Source organism: Roseovarius sp. MBR-154 (genome assembly GCF_053628595.1).
The window spans coordinates 58,907-78,334 of sequence record NZ_JBRJGR010000015.1 but is presented as its reverse complement, the minus strand read 5'-3'; the positions used below and the strand labels follow the sequence as shown (position 1 = coordinate 78,334).

Sequence of the window (19,428 nt, the reverse complement as noted above, 5' to 3'; positions counted from 1 at the left end):
TGGCCCTAGACATTCCTAGCCCAAGCTGGTCTGTCATGACGAGACCAAAAGACACGCCCGAAAGACACGCCCGGAGGAGACCGCGATGACCACGACCGACCTGAAATCCCTGCTCAACGACCCCAGCCTGCTGGCGGAAAAGGCCTATATCGGCGGGCAATGGGTGGATGGCGACAATGGCACCTTTGAAGTGACCAATCCCGCGCGTGGTGACGTGATCGCCCATGTCGCCGATCTCAGCCGCGCGCAGGTGGCCCGCGCCATCGCCGAGGCCGAGGCGGCACAAAAGGATTGGGCCAAGTGGACCGGCAAGGAACGCGCCGCCGTGCTGCGCAAGTTCTTCGACCTGATGATGGAGAACCAGCACGATCTGGGTGTGATCCTGACCGCCGAACAGGGCAAGCCGCTGGCCGAGGCCAAGGGCGAGGTGGCCTATGGGGCCTCATTCATCGAGTTCTTCGGCGAAGAGGCCAAGCGCATCTATGGCGAGATGATCCCTGGCCATCAGCGCGACAAGCGGATCATGGTGCTCAAACAGCCGATCGGCGTTGCCGCCTCAATTACGCCGTGGAACTTTCCCAATGCGATGATCGCCCGCAAGGCGGCACCTGCCCTGGCGGCGGGCTGTGCCTTTGTCGGGCGTCCGGCGGCAGAAACGCCGCTCTCGGCCACGGTGATGGGCGTGCTTGCGGAACGCGCGGGCATCCCGGCGGGCGTGTTCAATATCGTCACCTCGTCGCGTTCCTCCGAGGTGGGCAAGGAATTCTGCGAAAACCCGAGCGTGCGCAAGCTGACCTTCACCGGCTCCACCGAAGTGGGGCGCATCCTGTTGCGGCAGGCCGCCGACAGCGTGATGAAATGCTCGATGGAACTGGGCGGCAACGCGCCCTTCATCGTCTTTGATGACGCCGATCTCGATGCCGCCGTCGAGGGGGCGATCCTGTGCAAGTTCCGCAACAACGGTCAAACCTGCGTCTGCGCCAACCGCATCTACGTGCAATCGGGCGTCTATGACGCCTTCGCCGCCAAGCTCAAGGCGGCGGTTGAAAAGCTGAAAGTCGGCGACGGTCTGGAAGAGGGCACATCGCTCGGGCCGCTGATCAATGCCGATGCGCTGGTCAAGGTGCGCGAGCATGTGGCCGATGCAACCGCCAAGGGCGGTACGGTGATCCTCGGCGGGGCCGAAGAGACCGAGGGGCTGTTCCTGTCGCCCACGATCATCACCGGCGCGACCCGCGACATGGATTTTGCCACCGAGGAGACCTTCGGCCCCCTCGCGCCGCTTTTCAAGTTCGAGGACGAGGACGAGGTGATCGACCTCGCCAATGACACGATCTTCGGCCTTGCCTCTTATTTCTATGCACGCGATCTCAGCCGCGTCTACAAGGTGGCCGAGGCGCTGGAATACGGGATCGTCGGGGTCAATACCGGCATCATCTCGACCGAGGTCGCGCCCTTTGGCGGGGTCAAGCAATCCGGGCTTGGGCGTGAGGGCAGCCATCACGGCATCGAGGATTATCTCGAAATGAAATATGTCTGCCTGAGTGTCTGATTGTCTCGACCGGCGGGCAGGCATTGGCTAGGGTAGGGAAAATCCGACCGCGAGAGGGAGGCGGCCCATGTTCCGCGTCATGTCTCTGATCTGCATTCCGGCATGCCTGTCGGTCCTGCCTGCAATCGCGCAAGAGGACGACGTGCGCCGGGTCTTCGGCACGCTCGGCTATGTGCAGCGCATCGCCCTGCCGCCCGAGGCGCGCGCGACCGTGGTCGCAGAAGGCCGCTTTGGCGCGATGCTGGGGGAGGCGACGGTCGATCCCGACGGCAAGCAGGTGCCGCTGCCCTTCGAGATGACGGTGCCGCCCGGCCTGTCGGGTGAGGTGAGCGCGGTGATCCGCGTTCATGGCGCGCCCAGATGGGTGTTGCGAGGTCTGGCGTTCGAGGCCGGACGCGAGCCGGTCGATCTTGGTGCGTTGACGCTGGAGCCGGTCACCCCGATTGCCTTTGTCACCGAGCTTGTTTGCGGGGACGTGCCGGTCATGGTCGGCATTCTGGGGGAAGAGATGGTGCTGCGCGCCGAGGGGCGCGATATTCCGCTGGCACAGGTCGTATCGGCCTCGGGCGCGCGCTATGAAGGCATCAAGGACCCCGAGACAAACGTCTGGAACAAGGGCGATGCGACGACAATCCGGCTTGAGGGTCGTGATCTGCCCGAATGCCACGAGGTGCCCCCGGCGGAAAAGATGCCTTACCGTGCGCGTGGCAACGAACCCGGCTGGTATGTGGATTTCGGCCCGGAGACCGCAGAAATCGTCGGCGATTACGGCGAGATCACGCGCGCGGCCCCGCGACCGGTGGTGCAGGTCGTGCCAGGGGCCTATGAGTTCGACATGCCCGAAGCAGGCGCGCATCTTCGAATCGAAGAGCGGCTCTGCCATGACGACATGAGCGGCATGCCCTATCCCGACACGGCAGGGTTCAGCCTCGATGGACGAGAGTTGCGCGGCTGTGGCGGCGATCCAGCAGACCTGCTCACCGATGGTGTCTGGCAGGTCACGGCCCTGGGAGACGCGGAGCTGATCGAGCCGGAACGCCTGTCGCTCAACTTCCTCCATCCCGGACGTGTCGCCGGAAGCAGCGGCTGCAACCGCCTGGTGGGCGATTTCACATTGACCGGCGAGGGGATGCAGTTCGGGGCCATGGGCAGTACGATGATGGCCTGTCCCGAGCCACTGATGAAGCAGGAACGCCGCATGCTCGATGCGCTTGAACAGGTGACGCGGTTCGACATTGCCGAGGATGGCGCGCTACAGCTGATCGGGGGTGAGGCCGACGGCGTTCTGGTCGAAGCACGCCAGCCCTGAAACGGAAACGCGCCCGACCGAAGGACATGCGGTCGGGCGCAAGGTGCCTGTTCGGGATGTTCCGCTCAGTTCACCTTTTCGGCATCCACCACATCCTTGGTGACCGTCTGATCGCCATTGGCAATCGTGATGCGACGCGGCTTCAGCGCCTCGGGCATTTCGCGTTCCAGGTCAATATGCAGCATGCCATCGGCATGCGACGCGCCGGTCACGCGGACATGATCGGCCAGTTGGAACCGGCGCTCGAAAGCGCGGGTGGCGATGCCGCGATGCAGATAGGTGCGGTCGCTATCATCCTCGGCCTTGGCCGCCGAGACGACGAGCGCGCCATCTTTCACCTCGACGCTGAGATCATCGGCCCCAAAGCCCGCGACGGCAATCGAGATGCGATAGGCATCGTCGGCGGTCTTCTCGATATTGTAGGGCGGGTAGGTGGGCTGCGTCACGTCGCTGGCCATCACCCGGTCCAGCAGGTCGGCGATCTGGTCGAACCCGACCGTCGCCCGGTAGAGCGGTGCAAGATCAAAGTTGCGCATGGGTCATCCTCCTTTGAGCGATACCTGTTTTCGCGGCCTTCCCATTGGGACAGGCCTGTATGTTTCCCGGCCCTTTCGCGGCACCGGATGACGTTGATTTGGGAAGCGGTGTCGCCCCTGTCAAGTGGCGCGCGGATCGGCTCAGGGCTTGGCAAAACGCGCGCCTGAGGCGCGCTTGCCCGCGCCCACCTGGACCCGCTTGAAGCCGGGATTAACGCTCGCCTGTCCGGCGGTGGCTGCGTGCAGATTGCGTTTGAGTGTGGGGATGAGCGCGCTCAGGTCCATGCCATAGGCGCGCCGGTCCTCGCCCTGCCAGTTGCCACCGCTGACCAGCGACAGGATGCGCGCGCGATTTCCATGCCGGGCAAAAACCGGAGCGCCGGACGAGCCAAAGATCACGTTGCAGTCAAAGCCCATGATCCCCTCGGCGCGCCACAGCATGTTGCATTCACGCTGCCATGAGGGCGCCTTGTCGCGGTCGCGCCCGTAAGAGACGACGCTGACGCGTTCGCCATCGCGCGGCCGCTCATGCACGACAAAGGGTGCCGCAAGAGCGCTGCTGATCGGGCTGGCGAGGCGCAGAAGGGCCGCATCATTGCGGATGTTCTGCGCCCGCATCCCGCCGCGCGGATCGTAGCCGGGTGCGGTCACATAGCCGGTGACGCCGGATTCGGCGATCACGTCGCCATCGCGCAATCCGGCGCGAAACCGGATCGTTCCGGCCTCAACAGGCTTCTTTGCCCGGTCATAGACGCAGTGCGCCGCCGTCAGCACCTGATCGGGCGCGATCAGCACCCCGGTGCAGAACCCGTCGCGACCGATATCCACCCGGCCCACGGCCTCCCATCCGAACAGGTCGTCGCGGTCGGTCAGCCGGATAAGCCCGCTTGACTGCGCCACCACCCCGCCCGAGGCAAGGCACAAAGCAGCGACAAGCCCGAGGATGCGGAGCGCCCGGGTCATGGCTTGGCGAATTTTGCGCCGGTGTCGCGGCGCTCGCCAAAGGTAAAGGTCTTGGGGGCCGCGTCCTGGAACACCCCTTGCCCGGCATCGAGCGCGGCGCGCAACACGCGCAGCGGATCGGTCAACTGTGTTCCGAGCGAGACCTTGCGCCCCTCGACCTCGGCCATGGCCGACACCACCGAGACGATGCGCGGCTGCCCGCCCTCGAAGGAAAAGACCGGCGCACCACTCGATCCGAAATCGACATCGCAGGACATCACGAGCACGCCCTGCTGGCGCGCCATCACCTTGCAGACATTCTGCAGCGACGGAGCCTCGGCGCGGTCCTTGGCATAGCTCACGACGCCGATCTCCTGCCCCTTGCGCGGGCGATCATCGGTCTCGAACGGGGTAACACGGGTGTTGTTGATCGGGTGATGCAGTTCCAGCAGGGCCACGTCATTGCGCACCCGGTCCGCTGTCACGTCGGAATGGAAATTATAATCGGGATGGGTCACGGCGCGGCGAATCGTACGGTATGCCGCCGCGCGCCCGTTGCGCCATCCGGCCATGAATTCGATGCGGGCGGGATCGACACGGTCGCCAGTGGCGCGATCAAAAAGGCAATGCGCCGCCGTCAGCACCAGATCGGGCGCCACCAGCGCCCCGGTGCAGAACCCGCGCCCGCCCAGTTCAAGCCGCCCCACCGCCTCCCACTGACGGGCGTCGTCGCCCATGTCGAGCCGTTCCAGTCGGCTGTCCTGAGCGCTTCCGCTCCCGGCCAGCATAACAAGAAGGGTGACAAGAACAGGGCGCAGCATCGGACCTCCGGCACATCATTACGCCCGTCGGGTAGCAGGCGTTTGGGGCCAGAATATGACCGGCTCAGCGTAGGATCGGAACCTCCGACAAGCCCGCAGCGGCGCGCTCCATCGCAGGCGGCTTGGGTCCGCCGGTGGCCCAGTCGAGCAATTCGACCGTATGCACCACGGGAATTCCGGTGCCCGAGGCGATCTGCATCATGCAACCGATATTTCCGGCGGCGATCACGTCCGGCTGCTTGGCCTCCAGCGTGCGGATTTTGCGATCCTTCAGCTTTTTGGAAATCGCCGGCTGCATGAGGTTGTAGGTGCCCGCTGAGCCGCAGCACAGGTGGGCATCCGCCGGTTCCACCACGGTGAACCCGGCGCGCTTGAGAAGATCCTTGGGATAGGTCTTGATCTGCTGGCCATGCTGCAGCGAGCAGGCGGCGTGATAGGCGATCACCATCTCCTTGTCCGCACCGTCGGGCAGGTCGAGTTGCATCAGCAACTCGCTCACATCCATGGCGACATCGCTCACCCGTGCTGCATCCTCCGCGAGCGATTCCAGCCGGAACATATGCCCGTAATCCTTGACCGTCGTGCCGCATCCGCTGGTATTGATCACGATGGCATCCAAGCCCTCGCCATCCATCTCGCGTGCCCAGGCCCGGATGTTCTTCGCCGCCGTGGCGTGGCTTTCTTCGGTCTTGCCCATGTGATGCGTCAGCGCCCCGCAGCAACCGGCCCCCTCGGCCACCACTACCTCGCAGCCCAGCCGGGTAAGCAGCCGAATGGTGGCGTCGTTGATATCGGTGTTGAGGGCGCGCTGCGCACAGCCGGTCATCAGCGCCACCCGCTTCCTGCGCGTGCCTTGCGCGGGGAAGGTTTGCGGGTCGTCATTGCGGCTGACGGGTGGCACCTGTTTCGGTGCCATTTCCAGCATCGCGCGCAGCCGGGCATCGGGCATCAGCCGCGCAAAGGGCCGCCCGATCTTGGCCCCGAGCAAAGCGACGCGAAAGCGCATCGGATAGGGCAGGATGCGCGCCAGGATCCAGCGCAGGGCGCGGTCGCCCAAAGGGCGCTTGTAACGCTTCTCGATATATTCGCGCGCCTGATCTACCAGATGCATATAATGGACGCCCGACGGGCAGGTGGTCATGCAGGCCAAACAGGACAGGCAGCGGTCGATATGCTTGACGGTCTTCTCGTCGGGAACGCGGTCGTTCTCGAGCATGTCCTTGATGAGGTAGATACGCCCGCGCGGGCTGTCCAACTCATCCCCCAGCACCTGATAAGTCGGGCAGGTCGCGGTGCAAAACCCGCAATGCACGCAAGAGCGCAGGATCTCGTTGGCGCGCGCGATCTTTGGATCTTCGAGCTGTTCGGCGGTGAATTCGGTCTTCATGTGCTGTCTCTCCGGGCGCGGCTCAGGCGGTTTCGCCCTGCGTCATCAGGCCGGGGTTGAGGATTTGGCGGGGGTCGAATTTCTGTCGCAGCCCCTCTTGCAGGGCGGCCACCGGCGCGGGCAGCGGCGGGAATGTGGCCCGGCTCCGGTCCCCCCGGATCAACATCGCGTGCCCGCCTTTCGCTGCCACGGCGGCGCGCAGTTTACCGGCACTGATGCCCGAGCCCTCGGGGGCCAGCAGCCAGATCAGCCCGCCACCCCAATCATAGAGCGCCTCTGCTCCGCCCAGATCGGCCACGATCCCGGCCGCGTCCGTGGGCTTGACCGAGATGCGCCAGACATCACCGTCGCGTCCGTGAAACGGGGCAACGTCGCGTACGTATCGCCAATCCGCCTCGGTCTTTTCCGGGTCTGTCTCCAGCGTGAAATTGCCGAATTCCGCGAGCAGCGATTGCAATTCTCCGGCGCGGTAGGCCACGGAGTTTTCGAACCCCTCCAGCCGGATCATCGTGACTGGCGCTTCGTTCGGACCGGTTTGCAGATGCGCGGCCCCGGTCACCTCGTAGGGCGAGCCGAGCGCACGGTTGAGCGCGGTGATCGCCTGCGCGTCGCTCAGGCCCTCAACCCGCATCACCCCGGTACTGCGCGGGCGCGGCAGCACCTTGAGCGCGACTTCGGTCAGCACGCCCAACGTGCCGTAACTCCCGGCCATCAGCTTCACCAGATCATAGCCGGTCACGTTCTTCATCACCCGCCCGCCATTCTTGACGATGCGCCCCTGCCCATCGACAAAGCGCACGCCCAAAAGGAAATCGCGGCAGGCCCCGGCTTGGATCCGGCGCGGCCCGCTGACATTGGCGGCCACCACGCCGCCGATGGTCGGAGTGCCGTTCGTGCCCAACAGCCCGCGATGATCCATCGGCTCGAAGGCCAGCCGCTGGCCCTCGGCCTCCAGCGCGGCCTCAATCTCCGCCAGCGGCGTGCCCGCCTTGGCGACCAGCGTCAGCGCGCCGGGCTCATAGAGCTCGATCCCGGTCAGCCCAGACGTGCCCAGCCGCGCCCCGTTCGAGGCGCGCCCAAGGGGCCGCGTGCCGCCGCCCTCGATGCGCAGCGGTCCCTCCGCGCCGGTGATGATCTCGGCAAGTTCCGCCTCGGTTTTCGGTGTCATGCTGCTTCTTCTCGGCAAAAATACCCTGGGGTCCGGGGGTGAACCCCTCGGGTCTACTATGTCAGGCCGCGCGCCGTGGGTCGGACGAATCGAGCGGAAACACCTTGGCCGGGTTGAGCAGCCATTTGGGATCGAACACGTCCTTGACGTCCATCTGCGCGGCCAGATCATCGGGCGCGTATTGATGTGCCATCAGGTCGCGCTTCTCGATTCCCACGCCATGCTCGCCGGTGAGGCACCCGCCTACCTCGACGCAAAGCTTGAGAATCTCTGCCCCGAATTCCTCGCACAGTTCCAGATCTCCGGGCTTGTTGGCATCGAACAGGATGAGCGGATGCATGTTGCCGTCGCCTGCGTGAAACACATTCGCCACGTCCAGTCCGAACTGCTCCGACATCTCGCCGATGCGACGCAGGACGAAAGGAAGCTGGCTGACCGGGATGGTGCCGTCGAGGCACATGTAATCGTTGATATTGCCCATCGCACCAAAGGCCGATTTCCGGCCCAGCCAGATCTTGGCACTTTCTTCGGCGGACCGGCTCTGGCGCAACTCCACCGGATCGTGCCGCCGCGCGATCTCTTCGATGAGGCTCAGTTGCTCGTCGATCTCGGCATCCGATCCCTCGACCTCGACGATCAGCAGCGCCTCGCAATCGGGATAGCCCGCCTTGGCGAAATCCTCGGTCGCACGGATGCAGGGGCGGTCCATGAATTCGATCGCCACCGGCAGCACGCCCGCCTTGATGATGTCGCTGACGCAGGCCCCGGCCACCTCGTTCGAATCAAAGCCAATCAGCACGGGTCGCGCGCCCTCGGGCTTTCGCAGGATGCGCAAGGTCGCCTCGGTCACCACGCCCAACTGCCCCTCGGATCCGCAGATCAGGCCCAGCAGGTCGTAGCCCTCGGCCTCCAGATACGCGCCGCCCAGTTCGATCACGGTGCCGTCCATCAGCACCATGGTCACGCCCATCAGGTTGTTGGTGGTCACTCCGTATTTGAGGCAATGCGCCCCGCCCGAATTCATCGCGATATTGCCCGCGATGGCACAGGCCAGCTGGCTCGATGGGTCGGGCGCGTAGAAAAACCCGTGTTCTTCCACGGCGCCGGTGACACTCAGGTTGGTGCGCCCGGTCTGTACCCGGATGAAACGGTTGTCGTAATCGGTCTCCAGCACCTCCGCGAGCCGCGCCACCCCGAGAATCACGCTATCCGCCGTGGGCAGCGCACCGCCCGCCAGTGACGTACCCGAGCCGCGCGGCACCACCGGCACACCCATCTCGTGACAGATCGCCAAGGCGTCCGAGACCTCTTGCGTCGAGGCGGGCAGGACCACCGCCAGAGGCGGGCATTTGTAGGCAGTCAGCGCGTCGCATTCATAGGCGCGCGTTTCGGCCAGATCGGTGATCACGGCGTCCTGCGGCAAAACCTCTTGCAGACGCTCTACAAGAGCGGCCTTCTTGGCGAGAATGGCGGGATTTGGCTCTGGCATCTGCATGGCATACCTCCTGAAATTGGTAAAACTATATAACCAATTTGACGATGTTGCGAGTCCTTTTTCATCGGCGCGACCCTCTGACACTTGCGCAGACTGCCACGCTCGGGCAAGGGAAAGCGGATGGATTGGGTCAAGATCATACACATTCTTTGCGTCATGGGCTGGATGACGTCAATTTTCGCCGTGCCGCGCGCGCTGATCTACTGGCACCGTGAATGGGACAGGCTGGGCGAATTCGGCCCGCTTGGCGATCTGACGATCCGGCTTTACCGGTTTTCGCTCGGGCTTGGCGTGATCGCCATCGGCACCGGTCTTTACCTCGCACATTGGCTGGGCTGGCCGGGCTGGGCCCATCTCAAGCTGGCACTGGTTGTGGCGCTTGCGCTGCATTACGCGTGGACCGGTCAGCTTGTGCTGCGGGCGCGCAAGGGCCTCTTTACCGAGAGCGACCGTTTCCTGCGCATCTTCAACGAAATCAGCGTGTTCGGCGTGATCGCGGTGCTTTGGGCCGTGATCGTGCGCCCGTTCTGAGCCGATGGGCGCGCTGCTGCCGGAACTGGCGCATTTCACACGGCTCGACGCGGTCGGCGTGGCGCTGCTGCTTGGGGTATGGATCGGCATGACCCTGCTGATCGAGAACGCCCCGCGCCGCTGGCCCTCCACCTCGAACCTGATGGCCGATTATCGCCGCGAATGGATGGTGCAATTCGTGACCCGTGATCCGCGCATCTTCGATTCGCAGGTGATCGGGCAATTGCGGCAGGGCACCTCGTTTTTCGCCTCGGCCACGCTTATTGCCATCGGCGGGGCGCTGGCCCTTCTGGGCGATCTGGAGCGGGTGATCGGCCTTGCCGGAGATCTTAGCGCCGGGCAACGCCCGATGATCGTCTGGGAGGTCAAGATCCTGCTGATCGTGCTCTTTCTGGTCAATGCCTTCTTGAAATTTGTCTGGTCCAACCGTCTGTTCGGCTATTGCGCCGTTCTGATGGGGGCGGTGCCCAATGATCCGGGCCATCCTGCCGCGCTGTCGCGGGCGCGCAAGGCGGGCGAGATCAACATCACCGCCGCGCGCGGCTTCAATCGCGGCCTGCGTGCGCTTTACTGTGCACTCGCGGCGACGGCCTGGCTGCTCGGGGCATATGCGCTGATCGCGGCGGCAGCGATCACTGCGCTGGTTCTGCTGCGGCGTGAATTCGCCTCGGCCTCGCGCGCGGTGCTCATGCTGCCCGACGGTGTGGAACACACAGGGAAGTGAGTGCAAGGCTGACGGTTTCGCGCTACGATGGTGGGCATGAAACAGATCGTCTCCTGCCTCGGCGCCTGTTGCCTCGCCACCGCCGTCATGGCGCATGAGCCCGCGATTCTCGACGTTCAGGTCGAGAAATCCGGCATGTCCTGGCGCGTCGATGTGACCATCGAGCATCCCGATACCGGCTGGGATCATTATGCCGATGGCTGGGAGGTGCTGGATGCTAACGGCAATCGTCTGGGACATCGCATTCTGCACCATCCGCATGTCGATGAGCAACCTTTCACCCGGTCGCTGACCAATCTCAACCTGCCCGACGGCACGCGCGAGATTTTCGTCAAGGCGCATTGCTCGATCGAGGGCTGGAGCAGTGAGACGGTGCGGGTCGAACTGGAGCCATAGGGCAGGGGGAGAGCAGGGAGCGATTGGCCTGAAGTTGCCGTCGCCGCACCCCGCGCGGCACCTTCTGTCGTTCGCCAAAGTCCGCAACAGACCTGAACCGTCCCTCTACCGACGCCCCTCGCGCAGCCAACCCGTAAGGATCAGCCCCGAGACCAGTAACAGGACAAGCCACGGCGGCAGGAGCGCCATCTGGCTCACGCTCATCGTCTCATAGGCGCCGCGCGGCGTGATCCCGATCCAGCCGCGCCCGGCGGCGGGGCGGCCTTCGCGCACCTCGCGGATGCGCGGCACCCCGTCGGCCATCGCCTGCACGCCGCCATTGGTGGCGTCGATCACCGGGCGCAAGGCGGCATCGCTGGCAATCGTGCGCTCGAACTCGACCGGGGCGGCCGGGCCGAGCCCGATCACCGCGCTTTCCTCGCCATTCTCCAGCCGGTAAAGCCCGATCTCGGGCCCGTCATAAAGCGTCTCGAACCGTCCGGGCGAGACCTCTTCGAGATCTCGCTCGATCACCTCGCCGGAGGGTGTGGTGATCGTGACCGGCCCCACCTCGTCTGAGAGCGACCGGCGGATCACCCGCATCTGTTGCCCCGTCGCCTCGGCCCAGAGCGCCTCTTCCTCAAGTTCGGGTTCCTTCATCATCCAATGCGCGAGACGGCGCAGGAGTTCGAGTTGTGGTCCGCCGCCTTCGAAGCCGCGCCCCCAGAGCCAGGCGTGATCCGACGCCAGCAGCGCCACGCGCCCCTCGCCGACGCGGTCAAGCATCAGGAGCGGGCGGTCGCCCACGCCCGACATGACCACGTCGCCGCCCGTAGGCGTCACCTCGATCTGGCGCATCCAGCGGCCCCATTCGGCGCCGAAATCACGCTCCAGCCCGGCGGTCACCGGGTGTCGCTCGCCCAGGTCGGTGACATCGGGGCGATAGCCCTCTTCCACAACCCGCGCGGTGGGGCGGGCGGGCACCATTTCCTCGAATGGGCCGCGATAGATGCTCTCGGCCCCGGCGAAATCCGGGCCTGCGGCGAGCAGCACCGCGCCGCCCTTTTCGACGTATTGGCGGATGTTTTCGAGGTAGATCGAGGGCAAAATACCGCGACGGCGGTAGCGGTCAAAGATGATCAGGTCGAAATCATCGACCTTTTCGAGGAACAGCTCGCGCGTCGGAAAGGCGATGAGCGAGAGTTCCCGCACCGGCACGCCGTCCTGTTTCTCGGGCGGGCGCAGGATCGTGAAATGCACCAGATCGACCGAACTGTCGGATTTCAGCAGGTTGCGCCATGTGCGCGTGCCTGGATGCGGCTGACCCGAGACCAGAAGGACGCTGAGCCGGTCGCGCACGCCGTTGATCTGCACAAGCGCGGTGTTGTTGCGGTCCGTGAGTTCGCCTTCGGCCATCGGTGTGGTGAATTGCAGCACGTTGCGCCCGCCATGCGGCAGGGTCAGGGGCAGGGTCATTTCCTCGCCCAGGGGCACGGAAAAGCGGCGCGGCTCGTCGCCGTCGATGGAGATGTCGAGCGGCACTTCCTCGACGCCTTCGGGGGCCGCGCCATCATCCTCGATGGTCAGCGTGAGGCGCACTTCTTCGTCGAGAATGGCAAAGGCGGGGGCATTGTCGACGCGCAGGCGCCGGTCCCAGTCGCCCTCGCGCCCGCTATGCAGCAGGTGCAGCGGCGCGGGGATCTGAGGCGCGCTTTCGGCATCGTGGATGCGCCCGTCAGAGAGCATGATCACCCCGGCGATGCGGCCACGCGGCTCTTCGGCCATGGCCTGTGCGAGGGCTGTCATCGCCAGCGTGCCGCCATTCTCGGGCGCGTCGGGCACCGGCACGCGCCGCACCTCGGTATTCTCGCGCGCCTCCAGTTGCGCCGCCAGCGTATCTGCAGTCTCCCGTGTCATGGCACCCCGGTCCGCGAGTCCTTGACTGGCGCTTTCATCCTCGACCAGCAGCACGATATCGCTCAGCGGGGCGCGATCCTCCTGCTGATAGGCGGGGCCAAGCAGTGCGCCCAGCACGACCAGCCCGGCCAGTGCACGGAACGCCCAGCCCGACAGGCCGCGCAAGAGTGCGAGGGACAATCCTGCCGCCACCAGCACCGCCAATGCGGCAATCAGCCAGACCGGCAGGAGTGGATCAAAAATCACGCTGCCCGTCATTGGCCCAACCTGTCCAGAAGGGCGGGCACATGGACCTGATCGGATTTGTAATTGCCGGTCAGCACATGCATCACCAGATTGACGCCGAAGCGGTAGGCCAGTTCGCGCTGCCGCTCTCCGGCATAGCCGCGTCCGACCGGAAACAGCGGATCGCCGCGCTCGTTCACCGCCCAGGCCGAGGCCCAGTCATTTCCGCCAATCACCACCGGCGTCACCCCGTCATTGAGATTGCGGAACGGCATGCCGTCGATGCGTTCGGCATCGGGGGGCGCGGCCTCGACCCAGACCGCGCGGCCAGTGTGACGGCCCGGGAAATCGCTGAGCAGATAGAACGTGCGGGTCAGGACGTGATCCTCCGGCACCGGCTCCAGCGGGGGAATATCCAGCGGGGCCGCCAGCCGTTGCAGTCGCGCGCCATTGGGCGAGGAGGCGCCGAAGCCCGCCACATCGGCGTCGCGGGTGTCGAACACGATCATGCCGCCACTGCGCAGGTAGTCGTTGAGTTTCACATAGGCCTCGGCCGAGGGGGTGGGCTGATCGGGCGTGATCGGCCAGTAGAGGATCGGGTAGAACGCCAGCTCATCGGTTTCGAGGTTGACGCTGATCGGCGGGTCCGGCTCGACCGAGGTGCGGAAGGTGAGCATCCGCCCCAGCCCCCGCAGCCCGGCGCGCGCGGCGTCGTCCACGTCAGTATTGCCAGTGATCACATGGGCGAGCACCACTTCGGACGTGGCTTCGATCGCGCGGGCATCACTCTCCTGCGCCTGCGCCTGTTGCGGTGTGCCGAGGCTGAGCGCGACCAGAAGCATCGCCGCCGCCCGCGCGGGCCAGAGCCGCCCTGAAAGCGCCAGTGAGGCAAGGATATCCGCCGTCAGCAGTACCAGCGCCGCAGCCAGCAGCCACCCGCCAAGCGGCGTCTCAGGCGCGCGGGTCAGCCCCTCGACGGGGATGCGCGAGGGCCATGTCATGGGGGTGAGGGTCGCCTCCTGCGTCATCACATTGCGCGCCATCCGCCGCTCCGGGCCATCGTAGAGCCCCGGCAGAAGGTCGGGACCAAGCGACGCCTCAAGCAGGTCCTCACCGGCCACGCCGGGACGGGTGCCCGCATCGTCCAGCCGCCCGAACCCGTCGAGCACCTCGACCGGCTGCCATGTGGTGCCCTCAAGTTCCGCCATGTCCGGCGGGGCGATGGCCGAGGACACCGCCAGCCGCTCCAGCATCTGTACGAAAAGGCCCGAGAGCGGCAGGGAAGACCATTCGGCATTGGCGGTGACGTGAAAGAGCACGACCTGCCCCGCGCCGATCCGCTTGCGCGTGACCAGCGGTGTGCCGTCGGTCAGTTGGGCGATCACCCGCTCGGCCAGCGTCGGGTCGGGCTGTGCCATGACCTGCGCGCTGACCGTCACGTCACCAGGGATATCGAGCCCCTGAAACGGGCTGCCATCGGGGAAGGGGGCGAGCGATTTGGGCTCTCCCCAGCTCATCGCGCCGCCCACCGTGCGCCCGCCCGCGCGCAGGCGGACCGGCATCAGTGGGGCCTCTTCGCTGCGCGAGATGTCACTTGCGGCGACGCGCGGCCCGGCAAAGCGCAGGAGCAGTCCACCCTTTTCGGCCCATTCGAGCAAGGCCGCCTGCTCGGCACCCGAAAGGGTCGCCACATCGGCCAGCACGATCACATCGGGGTTGGCGGGCAGCACATCCATCAGCGCGCCGTCCAGCAGGTCGGCGGTCGGCACCAGCGCCTTTTCGAGGTAATGCAGCGGCGACAAAAGCTCCAACCCCTCGCGATCCTCGCGACCGGCAATCAGCGCCACCTCGCGCCGTTTCAGCCCGTCATCTGTGAGCGTGACCGCTCCTGCCTGCGTCTCTCCGGCGATCTCGAACCGGGTGACACGGGCGCGCAGTTCAGGCGGCAGCGAGAGCGCGCCGGTGGCCTCGGTGGCATCTTCTTCGAATGTCATCGGCAGGCTCGCCAGCACGCGCGGGATGTCTGCGGGGTCGAGGCCATGGGCATTGACGGTGATCTCGCGCGTGCCACCCGGCGCGGCGCGCAGTGCGGTCAGATCGACCAGCCCGTCGGATAGTTGCGCGGGGCGAAGGGCCAGCACCGGGCGCGCGCTTTCGTGCACCGTGACCGGGCCGCGCGCCTCCAGTGCCTCAAGCAGTGCATCGCGCCCGTCATGCGCCAGACCGTCCGAGAACCAGCGCGTCTCGAACCCGTCATCGCCGAGCATCTCTGCCGCTGCCTCCAGCGTCTCGGGGGTGGGGCCCCAGGGCGCGGGTGTCAGCCCCGGCAGGCCGCTGCGCCATGTCTCGGCGGCGCGAAAGACCGGCGCTTCGGGGTCGCTCAACTCCATGATCGCGGCGGCGCGCCCGTCGCGCCCCGCCTCGGCCAAGAGGCCGTCCATCACCGCCACCTGCGCGTTCCAGTCCCGCGCATTGGCCCAGCTTGCATCGGTCACGATCAGCAGCGGCAGGCGGCTTGCCGCCTCGCCGTCCGCGCGAGGATTGAGCACCGGCCCCGCCAGCCCCACGATCACCGCCGCCACCGCCAGAATCCGCAGAAGCAATAGCCACCACGGCGTGCGATCCGTCACCGTGTCGTCATCGGTCAGCCCCAGAAGCAGCGCCACGCCGGGGAAGCGCCGCCGAATGGGCGCAGGCGGCACGGCGCGCAGGATAATCCACAGGATGGGCAGCGCGGCGAGCGCCAGCAACAGCCAGGGTGCTGCGAAACCGATAGGTCCAAGCATCATGCGCCCGCCCCCTTGTCGATCGCGCGATAGAGCCACAGGAGCGCCGATTGCGCAGAGTCGCCGGTGTGGTGCAAACCGTGCCGCCAGCCGGTCGCGGCACAAAGCGAGGCGAGTTCGGCCTTGCGTTCCGCCAGCCTCGCCAGATAGCGGTCGCGCAGGTCGTTGGCCTTCAGCGTCTCATGCGCCAGCGTGCCGCCCATGCTCTCGAAAATCGTGCGGCCGCGATAGGGAAACGCCTCTTCCGCCGGGTCGAGCACCTGATAGACCACGCCGCGCACCCCGCGATCCGCCGCCTTGGTCAATGCGGCGCGCAGCCCCGCCAGATCACCCATGTAATCTGAGATCAAGAGCGCCCGGCCATGCGGCACGAGGCCCGCCATGTCGGGGCTTGCGTAATCGTCGTCGCTGTCGAGCGTGAGCGCCTGTGTCAGCCGCGCCAGTTGCGCCTGCCCGCGCCGGGGGGGCAGGGCGGTGCCGGTCATTCCCACCCGTTCGCCGCCGCGCAGCAGCAGCACCGAGATTGCCAGCGCCAGAAGCCGCGCGCGATCTGCCTTGTCGGGCAGGCCCTTGTCTGAGGAAAACCGCATCGAGGCGGCGGGATCGACCCAGAGCATGACGCTCTGCGCTATCTGCCATTCGCGTTGCCGCACGAACTGAGCGTCCGACCGGGCCGAGCGGCGCCAGTCGATCATCCGGCGGCTGTCGCCCTGTTGCACCGGGCGGTATTGCCAGAAATCGTCGCCTTGCCCGGCGCGTCTGCGGCCGTGCTCGCCCAACAGGACGGTGCCCGCCAGATGCTCGGCCCGCGCCAGAAGCGGCGGCAGGCGCGCGGCCTCGGCCTCGGCGCGGGGGCGCAGGGTATGGACGGTCTCTTCCATGTCAGGCGGCGGCCTGAACCTGTGTCACGTCCTCGATCATCCGCGCGATCAATGCGTTGAGGCTGTCGCCCCGGGCCCGCGCGGCAAAATTGAGCGCCATGCGGTGGCCCAGCACCGGCTGCGCCATCGCGGCCACGTCGCTGGCATCGGGGGCAAGGCGGCCCTGCAACATCGCCCGCGCCCGCACCGTCAGCATCAGCGCCTGTGCGGCACGCGGGCCGGGGCCCCAGGCGACGCTCTCGCGCACGCGCTCGTCGGCGCTCGCATCCTCGGGGCGGCAGGCGCGCACGAGATCGAGAATGACCTCCATCACCTTTTCGCCCACTGGCATGCGGCGCAGCATCTGTTGCGCGTCGATCAATTCTTCGGGGGTAAAGACGCCATGGGCCTCTTCTTCCTCGGCCCCGGTGGTGGCCAGCAGGATCGCGCGTTCGGTGTCACGGTCCGGGTAGGGCACGTCGATCTGCACGAGAAAACGGTCAAGCTGTGCCTCGGGCAGGGGGTATGTGCCCTCCTGCTCGATCGGGTTCTGTGTGGCCAGCACGTGAAAGGGCGGGGTGAGCGTGCGGTTCTGGCCCGCGACCGTCACCTGCCGCTCCTGCATCGCCTGCAACAGCGCCGATTGCGTGCGCGGGCTGGCGCGGTTGATCTCGTCGGCCATCAGAAGCTGGCAAAAGATCGGCCCCTCAATGAACTTGAAGGCGCGCTTGCCGTCCTCGGAGGTCTCCAGTACTTCGCTGCCCAGAATGTCGGCGGGCATGAGATCTGGCGTGAACTGCACTCGGTTGGTGTTGAGGCCCATCACCGTGCCCAATGTCTCGACCAGCCGGGTCTTGCCCAGACCGGGCAGGCCGATGAGCAACCCGTGCCCGCCGCACAAAAGCGCCGAGAGCGACAGGTCAACCACCCGCTCCTGACCGATGAACCGCCGCGTGATCGAGGCGCGGGCCTGCGCCAATTTGCCTTCCAGCGCGTCGAGACCGGCGAGAAGATCGGGGTCATCGGTCATGGCAAAACTCCTGTCAGAACTATATCCTCAGCCTAGAGTGTATCGCGCAAGACAGAAATGGCAAAAGCAATGAGCACAGAATCTCTCACAACCCCGTCAGCCGACAGCCTCGCCGCTTCTGCACGTGCGGTCGCCAAGCACGGGCGCGGTCTGCCGCCGGTACAGGACTGGAATCCACCGTTTTGCGGAGATCTCGACATGCGCATCGCCCGCGACGGGACGTGGTTCTACCAGGGTACGCCGATCACGCGGACAGCACTTGTGCGGCTCTTTTCGACCATTCTGCGCCGAGACGGGGATGATTATTTTCTGGTCACGCCGGTCGAAAAGGTCGGGATTACGGTCGATGACGCGCCTTTCGTGGCCGTTGATGTCCAGGCCGAGGGGGCAGGGCAGGATCAGACCCTGCGGTTCGAGACCAATGTCGGCGATCACGTCACCGCCGGGCCGGATCATCCGATTCGCGTGGAGCGCGACCCCGAAACCGGTGAGCCTTCTCCTTACGTGCTGGTGCGCGCCAATCTCGAGGCGCTCATCGACCGCAAGAGTTTTTACCGGCTGGTCGAGATCGGTGATTGTTCGGCAGGCTGGTTCGGCCTGTGGTCGGGCGGCGCGTTCTTCCGCATCATTCCGGAAGACGAATTGCCCTGAGCGGTTTTCCGGTCAGCCGGGCAACTCCTTGAGGATCGCCTCGGCGGCGGCACGCGGGTTCTCCGCCGTCCAGACGGGACGGCCCACCACGATATGATCGGCCCCGGCGGCCACCGCCTGCGCCGGGGTCGCCACCCGTTTCTGATCGCCGAGGGCACTGCCAACGGGCCGCACGCCGGGTGTCACGATCAATCGCCCCGCCGCTTGCGGCAGGGCGCGGATCATTGCGGCCTCCTGCGGGCTGGCGATCACGCCATCGGCCCCCGCCTCGAAGGCCCGCCCCGCGCGCTCGGCCACCAGATCGGACAGATCGCCGGGCTTGATCAGCCCGGCATCGAGATCGGCCCGGTCGAGCGAGGTCAGGATCGTCACGGCAAGGATTTTCAAGGGCTTGCCCGCCGCCCCCTCCTTGGCGGCGCGCACCACATGCGGATCGCCGTGCACGGTGAGGAAATCCAGATCGAACTGCGCCAGCCCGCGCACCGCGGCCTCGATCGTGGCCCCGATATCGAACAGCTTCATATCGAGGAAAATCCGCTTGCCATGCTCCTGTTTGAGCTCATTGGCCAGCGCCAGCCCACCACCCGTCAGCATCCCCAACCCGATCTTGTAGAAATTCACCGACGCTCCCAGCGTCTCGGCAAGCTGCAAGCCCTCCAGCGCATTGGGCACATCGAGGGCAACGATCAGGCGGTCATCGGACATCGGGCACACTCCGCAGGCAATGGGGCAAGGGTCTGCGCCCTTGTCGCGGCGGGCTCGCAGGGCGTCAAGCCCTCTGTGTTACGCGGCCGTGATCATGCGGCATGCGGGTGCACGGCAATTGCGTGTTCCGGCAGGCGCAGCATCCGAAGCCCGGCACGGCCCGATTGGTGCAACCGTTCCGCCCGTTCGCGCAGGCCCCGCATGACCCGGTCATACTCCGACGTGAGCGGCGCCGGGAAGTGAACAGCATAGCCGATTGCCACCGCGCCCTGCATGATGTCGACGACTGCCTCGAAAGCGCCCTGTTTGGGATTGTAGCGCACCGGTCCAATCCGGCATGGCTGGTGTTGCATTGGTCCGATCCTTTGTCTCATGGCCCGCGCCGGGCCTGTGGATAACTACCCAAGATATTGG

At 65.9% G+C, this 19,428-nt stretch carries 18 protein-coding genes; 6 read left to right on the top strand and 12 right to left on the bottom strand.

Annotated features, from left to right (window positions below; genetic code table 11):
• The first annotated feature begins 85 nt into the window (after nucleotides 1–85).
• Nucleotides 86–1,552 (top strand): NAD-dependent succinate-semialdehyde dehydrogenase, encoded by a 1,467-nt coding sequence (locus ACSSV4_RS16485; protein WP_454276189.1) that lies wholly within the window; start codon nucleotides 86–88, stop codon nucleotides 1,550–1,552.
• Between the two features lie 67 nt (nucleotides 1,553–1,619).
• Nucleotides 1,620–2,861: an META domain-containing protein gene (locus tag ACSSV4_RS16480; protein WP_454276188.1), complete on the top strand. Its 1,242-nt coding sequence runs from the start codon at nucleotides 1,620–1,622 to the stop codon at nucleotides 2,859–2,861.
• Nucleotides 2,862–2,926: 65 nt separating this feature from the next.
• Here ACSSV4_RS16480 and ACSSV4_RS16475 read toward each other — a convergent pair whose 3' ends face one another.
• The 6 genes from ACSSV4_RS16475 to ACSSV4_RS16450 all read right to left on the bottom strand — a co-directional run bounded on the left by ACSSV4_RS16475 (nucleotide 2,927) and on the right by ACSSV4_RS16450 (nucleotide 9,210).
• On the bottom strand, nucleotides 2,927–3,397 hold the full coding sequence (locus tag ACSSV4_RS16475; RefSeq protein ID WP_454276187.1) for an Hsp20 family protein: 471 nt from the start codon (nucleotides 3,395–3,397) through the stop codon (nucleotides 2,927–2,929).
• 141 nt (nucleotides 3,398–3,538) lie between these two features.
• Nucleotides 3,539–4,360 carry a trypsin-like serine peptidase gene (locus tag ACSSV4_RS16470; protein WP_454276186.1) on the bottom strand — a complete coding sequence of 274 codons (822 nt, stop codon included), beginning with the start codon at nucleotides 4,358–4,360 and terminating at the stop codon, nucleotides 3,539–3,541.
• Complete coding sequence (locus ACSSV4_RS16465; RefSeq protein ID WP_454276185.1) at nucleotides 4,357–5,160, bottom strand: trypsin-like serine peptidase; 804 nt, start codon at nucleotides 5,158–5,160, stop codon at nucleotides 4,357–4,359. Before ACSSV4_RS16465 ends, ACSSV4_RS16470 begins: the two co-directional genes overlap by 4 nt.
• A gap of 64 nt (nucleotides 5,161–5,224) precedes the next feature.
• Nucleotides 5,225–6,547, bottom strand: coding sequence for a glycolate oxidase subunit GlcF (glcF, locus tag ACSSV4_RS16460; protein ID WP_454276184.1), 1,323 nt, complete (start codon nucleotides 6,545–6,547; stop codon nucleotides 5,225–5,227).
• A gap of 22 nt (nucleotides 6,548–6,569) precedes the next feature.
• Complete coding sequence (glcE, locus tag ACSSV4_RS16455) at nucleotides 6,570–7,715, bottom strand: glycolate oxidase subunit GlcE (RefSeq protein WP_454276183.1); 1,146 nt, start codon at nucleotides 7,713–7,715, stop codon at nucleotides 6,570–6,572.
• A gap of 61 nt (nucleotides 7,716–7,776) precedes the next feature.
• Nucleotides 7,777–9,210, bottom strand: coding sequence for an FAD-linked oxidase C-terminal domain-containing protein (locus ACSSV4_RS16450; RefSeq protein WP_454276182.1), 1,434 nt, complete (start codon nucleotides 9,208–9,210; stop codon nucleotides 7,777–7,779).
• 120 nt (nucleotides 9,211–9,330) lie between these two features.
• On the opposite strand from ACSSV4_RS16450, the gene ACSSV4_RS16445 reads away from it, so the two are divergent.
• From ACSSV4_RS16445 to ACSSV4_RS16435, 3 genes are read left to right on the top strand one after another with little or no spacing between them, the layout of a single operon-like run.
• Nucleotides 9,331–9,741, top strand: a complete 411-nt coding sequence (locus tag ACSSV4_RS16445; protein WP_454276181.1) for a CopD family protein — start codon at nucleotides 9,331–9,333, stop codon at nucleotides 9,739–9,741.
• A 4-nt stretch (nucleotides 9,742–9,745) separates the two neighbouring features.
• Entirely contained in the window at nucleotides 9,746–10,465 is a 720-nt protein-coding gene (locus ACSSV4_RS16440; RefSeq protein ID WP_454276180.1) for a DUF599 domain-containing protein, read from the top strand.
• Between the two features lie 36 nt (nucleotides 10,466–10,501).
• Entirely contained in the window at nucleotides 10,502–10,861 is a 360-nt protein-coding gene (locus ACSSV4_RS16435; protein ID WP_454276179.1) for a hypothetical protein, read from the top strand.
• A 105-nt stretch (nucleotides 10,862–10,966) separates the two neighbouring features.
• Here the strand turns inward: ACSSV4_RS16435 and ACSSV4_RS16430 are convergent, their stop codons facing one another.
• Genes ACSSV4_RS16430 through ACSSV4_RS16415 form a run of 4 tightly spaced genes read right to left on the bottom strand, consistent with a single transcriptional unit; the run spans nucleotide 10,967 to nucleotide 17,658 of the window.
• Nucleotides 10,967–13,015, bottom strand: a complete 2,049-nt coding sequence (locus ACSSV4_RS16430; protein ID WP_454276178.1) for a hypothetical protein — start codon at nucleotides 13,013–13,015, stop codon at nucleotides 10,967–10,969.
• Nucleotides 13,012–15,771, bottom strand: a complete 2,760-nt coding sequence (locus tag ACSSV4_RS16425) for a DUF4159 domain-containing protein (protein WP_454276177.1) — start codon at nucleotides 15,769–15,771, stop codon at nucleotides 13,012–13,014. Before ACSSV4_RS16425 ends, ACSSV4_RS16430 begins: the two co-directional genes overlap by 4 nt.
• Nucleotides 15,768–16,649 carry a DUF58 domain-containing protein gene (locus tag ACSSV4_RS16420; RefSeq protein WP_454276176.1) on the bottom strand — a complete coding sequence of 294 codons (882 nt, stop codon included), beginning with the start codon at nucleotides 16,647–16,649 and terminating at the stop codon, nucleotides 15,768–15,770. The genes ACSSV4_RS16425 and ACSSV4_RS16420 overlap by 4 nt, the downstream gene beginning before the upstream one ends.
• Nucleotide 16,650: 1 nt before the next feature.
• A complete protein-coding gene (locus ACSSV4_RS16415) occupies nucleotides 16,651–17,658 on the bottom strand; it encodes an AAA family ATPase (RefSeq protein ID WP_454276175.1) in 1,008 nt (335 codons plus the stop codon).
• Nucleotides 17,659–17,727: 69 nt separating this feature from the next.
• Here ACSSV4_RS16415 and ACSSV4_RS16410 point away from each other — a divergent pair, with 69 nt between their 5' ends.
• Nucleotides 17,728–18,309 carry a DUF1285 domain-containing protein gene (locus tag ACSSV4_RS16410; RefSeq protein ID WP_454276174.1) on the top strand — a complete coding sequence of 194 codons (582 nt, stop codon included), beginning with the start codon at nucleotides 17,728–17,730 and terminating at the stop codon, nucleotides 18,307–18,309.
• A 12-nt stretch (nucleotides 18,310–18,321) separates the two neighbouring features.
• Here ACSSV4_RS16410 and pyrF read toward each other — a convergent pair whose 3' ends face one another.
• Together pyrF and ACSSV4_RS16400 are read right to left on the bottom strand one after the other, a co-directional pair.
• Nucleotides 18,322–19,014: an orotidine-5'-phosphate decarboxylase gene (pyrF, locus tag ACSSV4_RS16405; protein ID WP_454276173.1), complete on the bottom strand. Its 693-nt coding sequence runs from the start codon at nucleotides 19,012–19,014 to the stop codon at nucleotides 18,322–18,324.
• A gap of 92 nt (nucleotides 19,015–19,106) precedes the next feature.
• Entirely contained in the window at nucleotides 19,107–19,367 is a 261-nt protein-coding gene (locus ACSSV4_RS16400) for a hypothetical protein (protein WP_454276172.1), read from the bottom strand.
• Nucleotides 19,368–19,428: the final 61 nt, after the last annotated feature.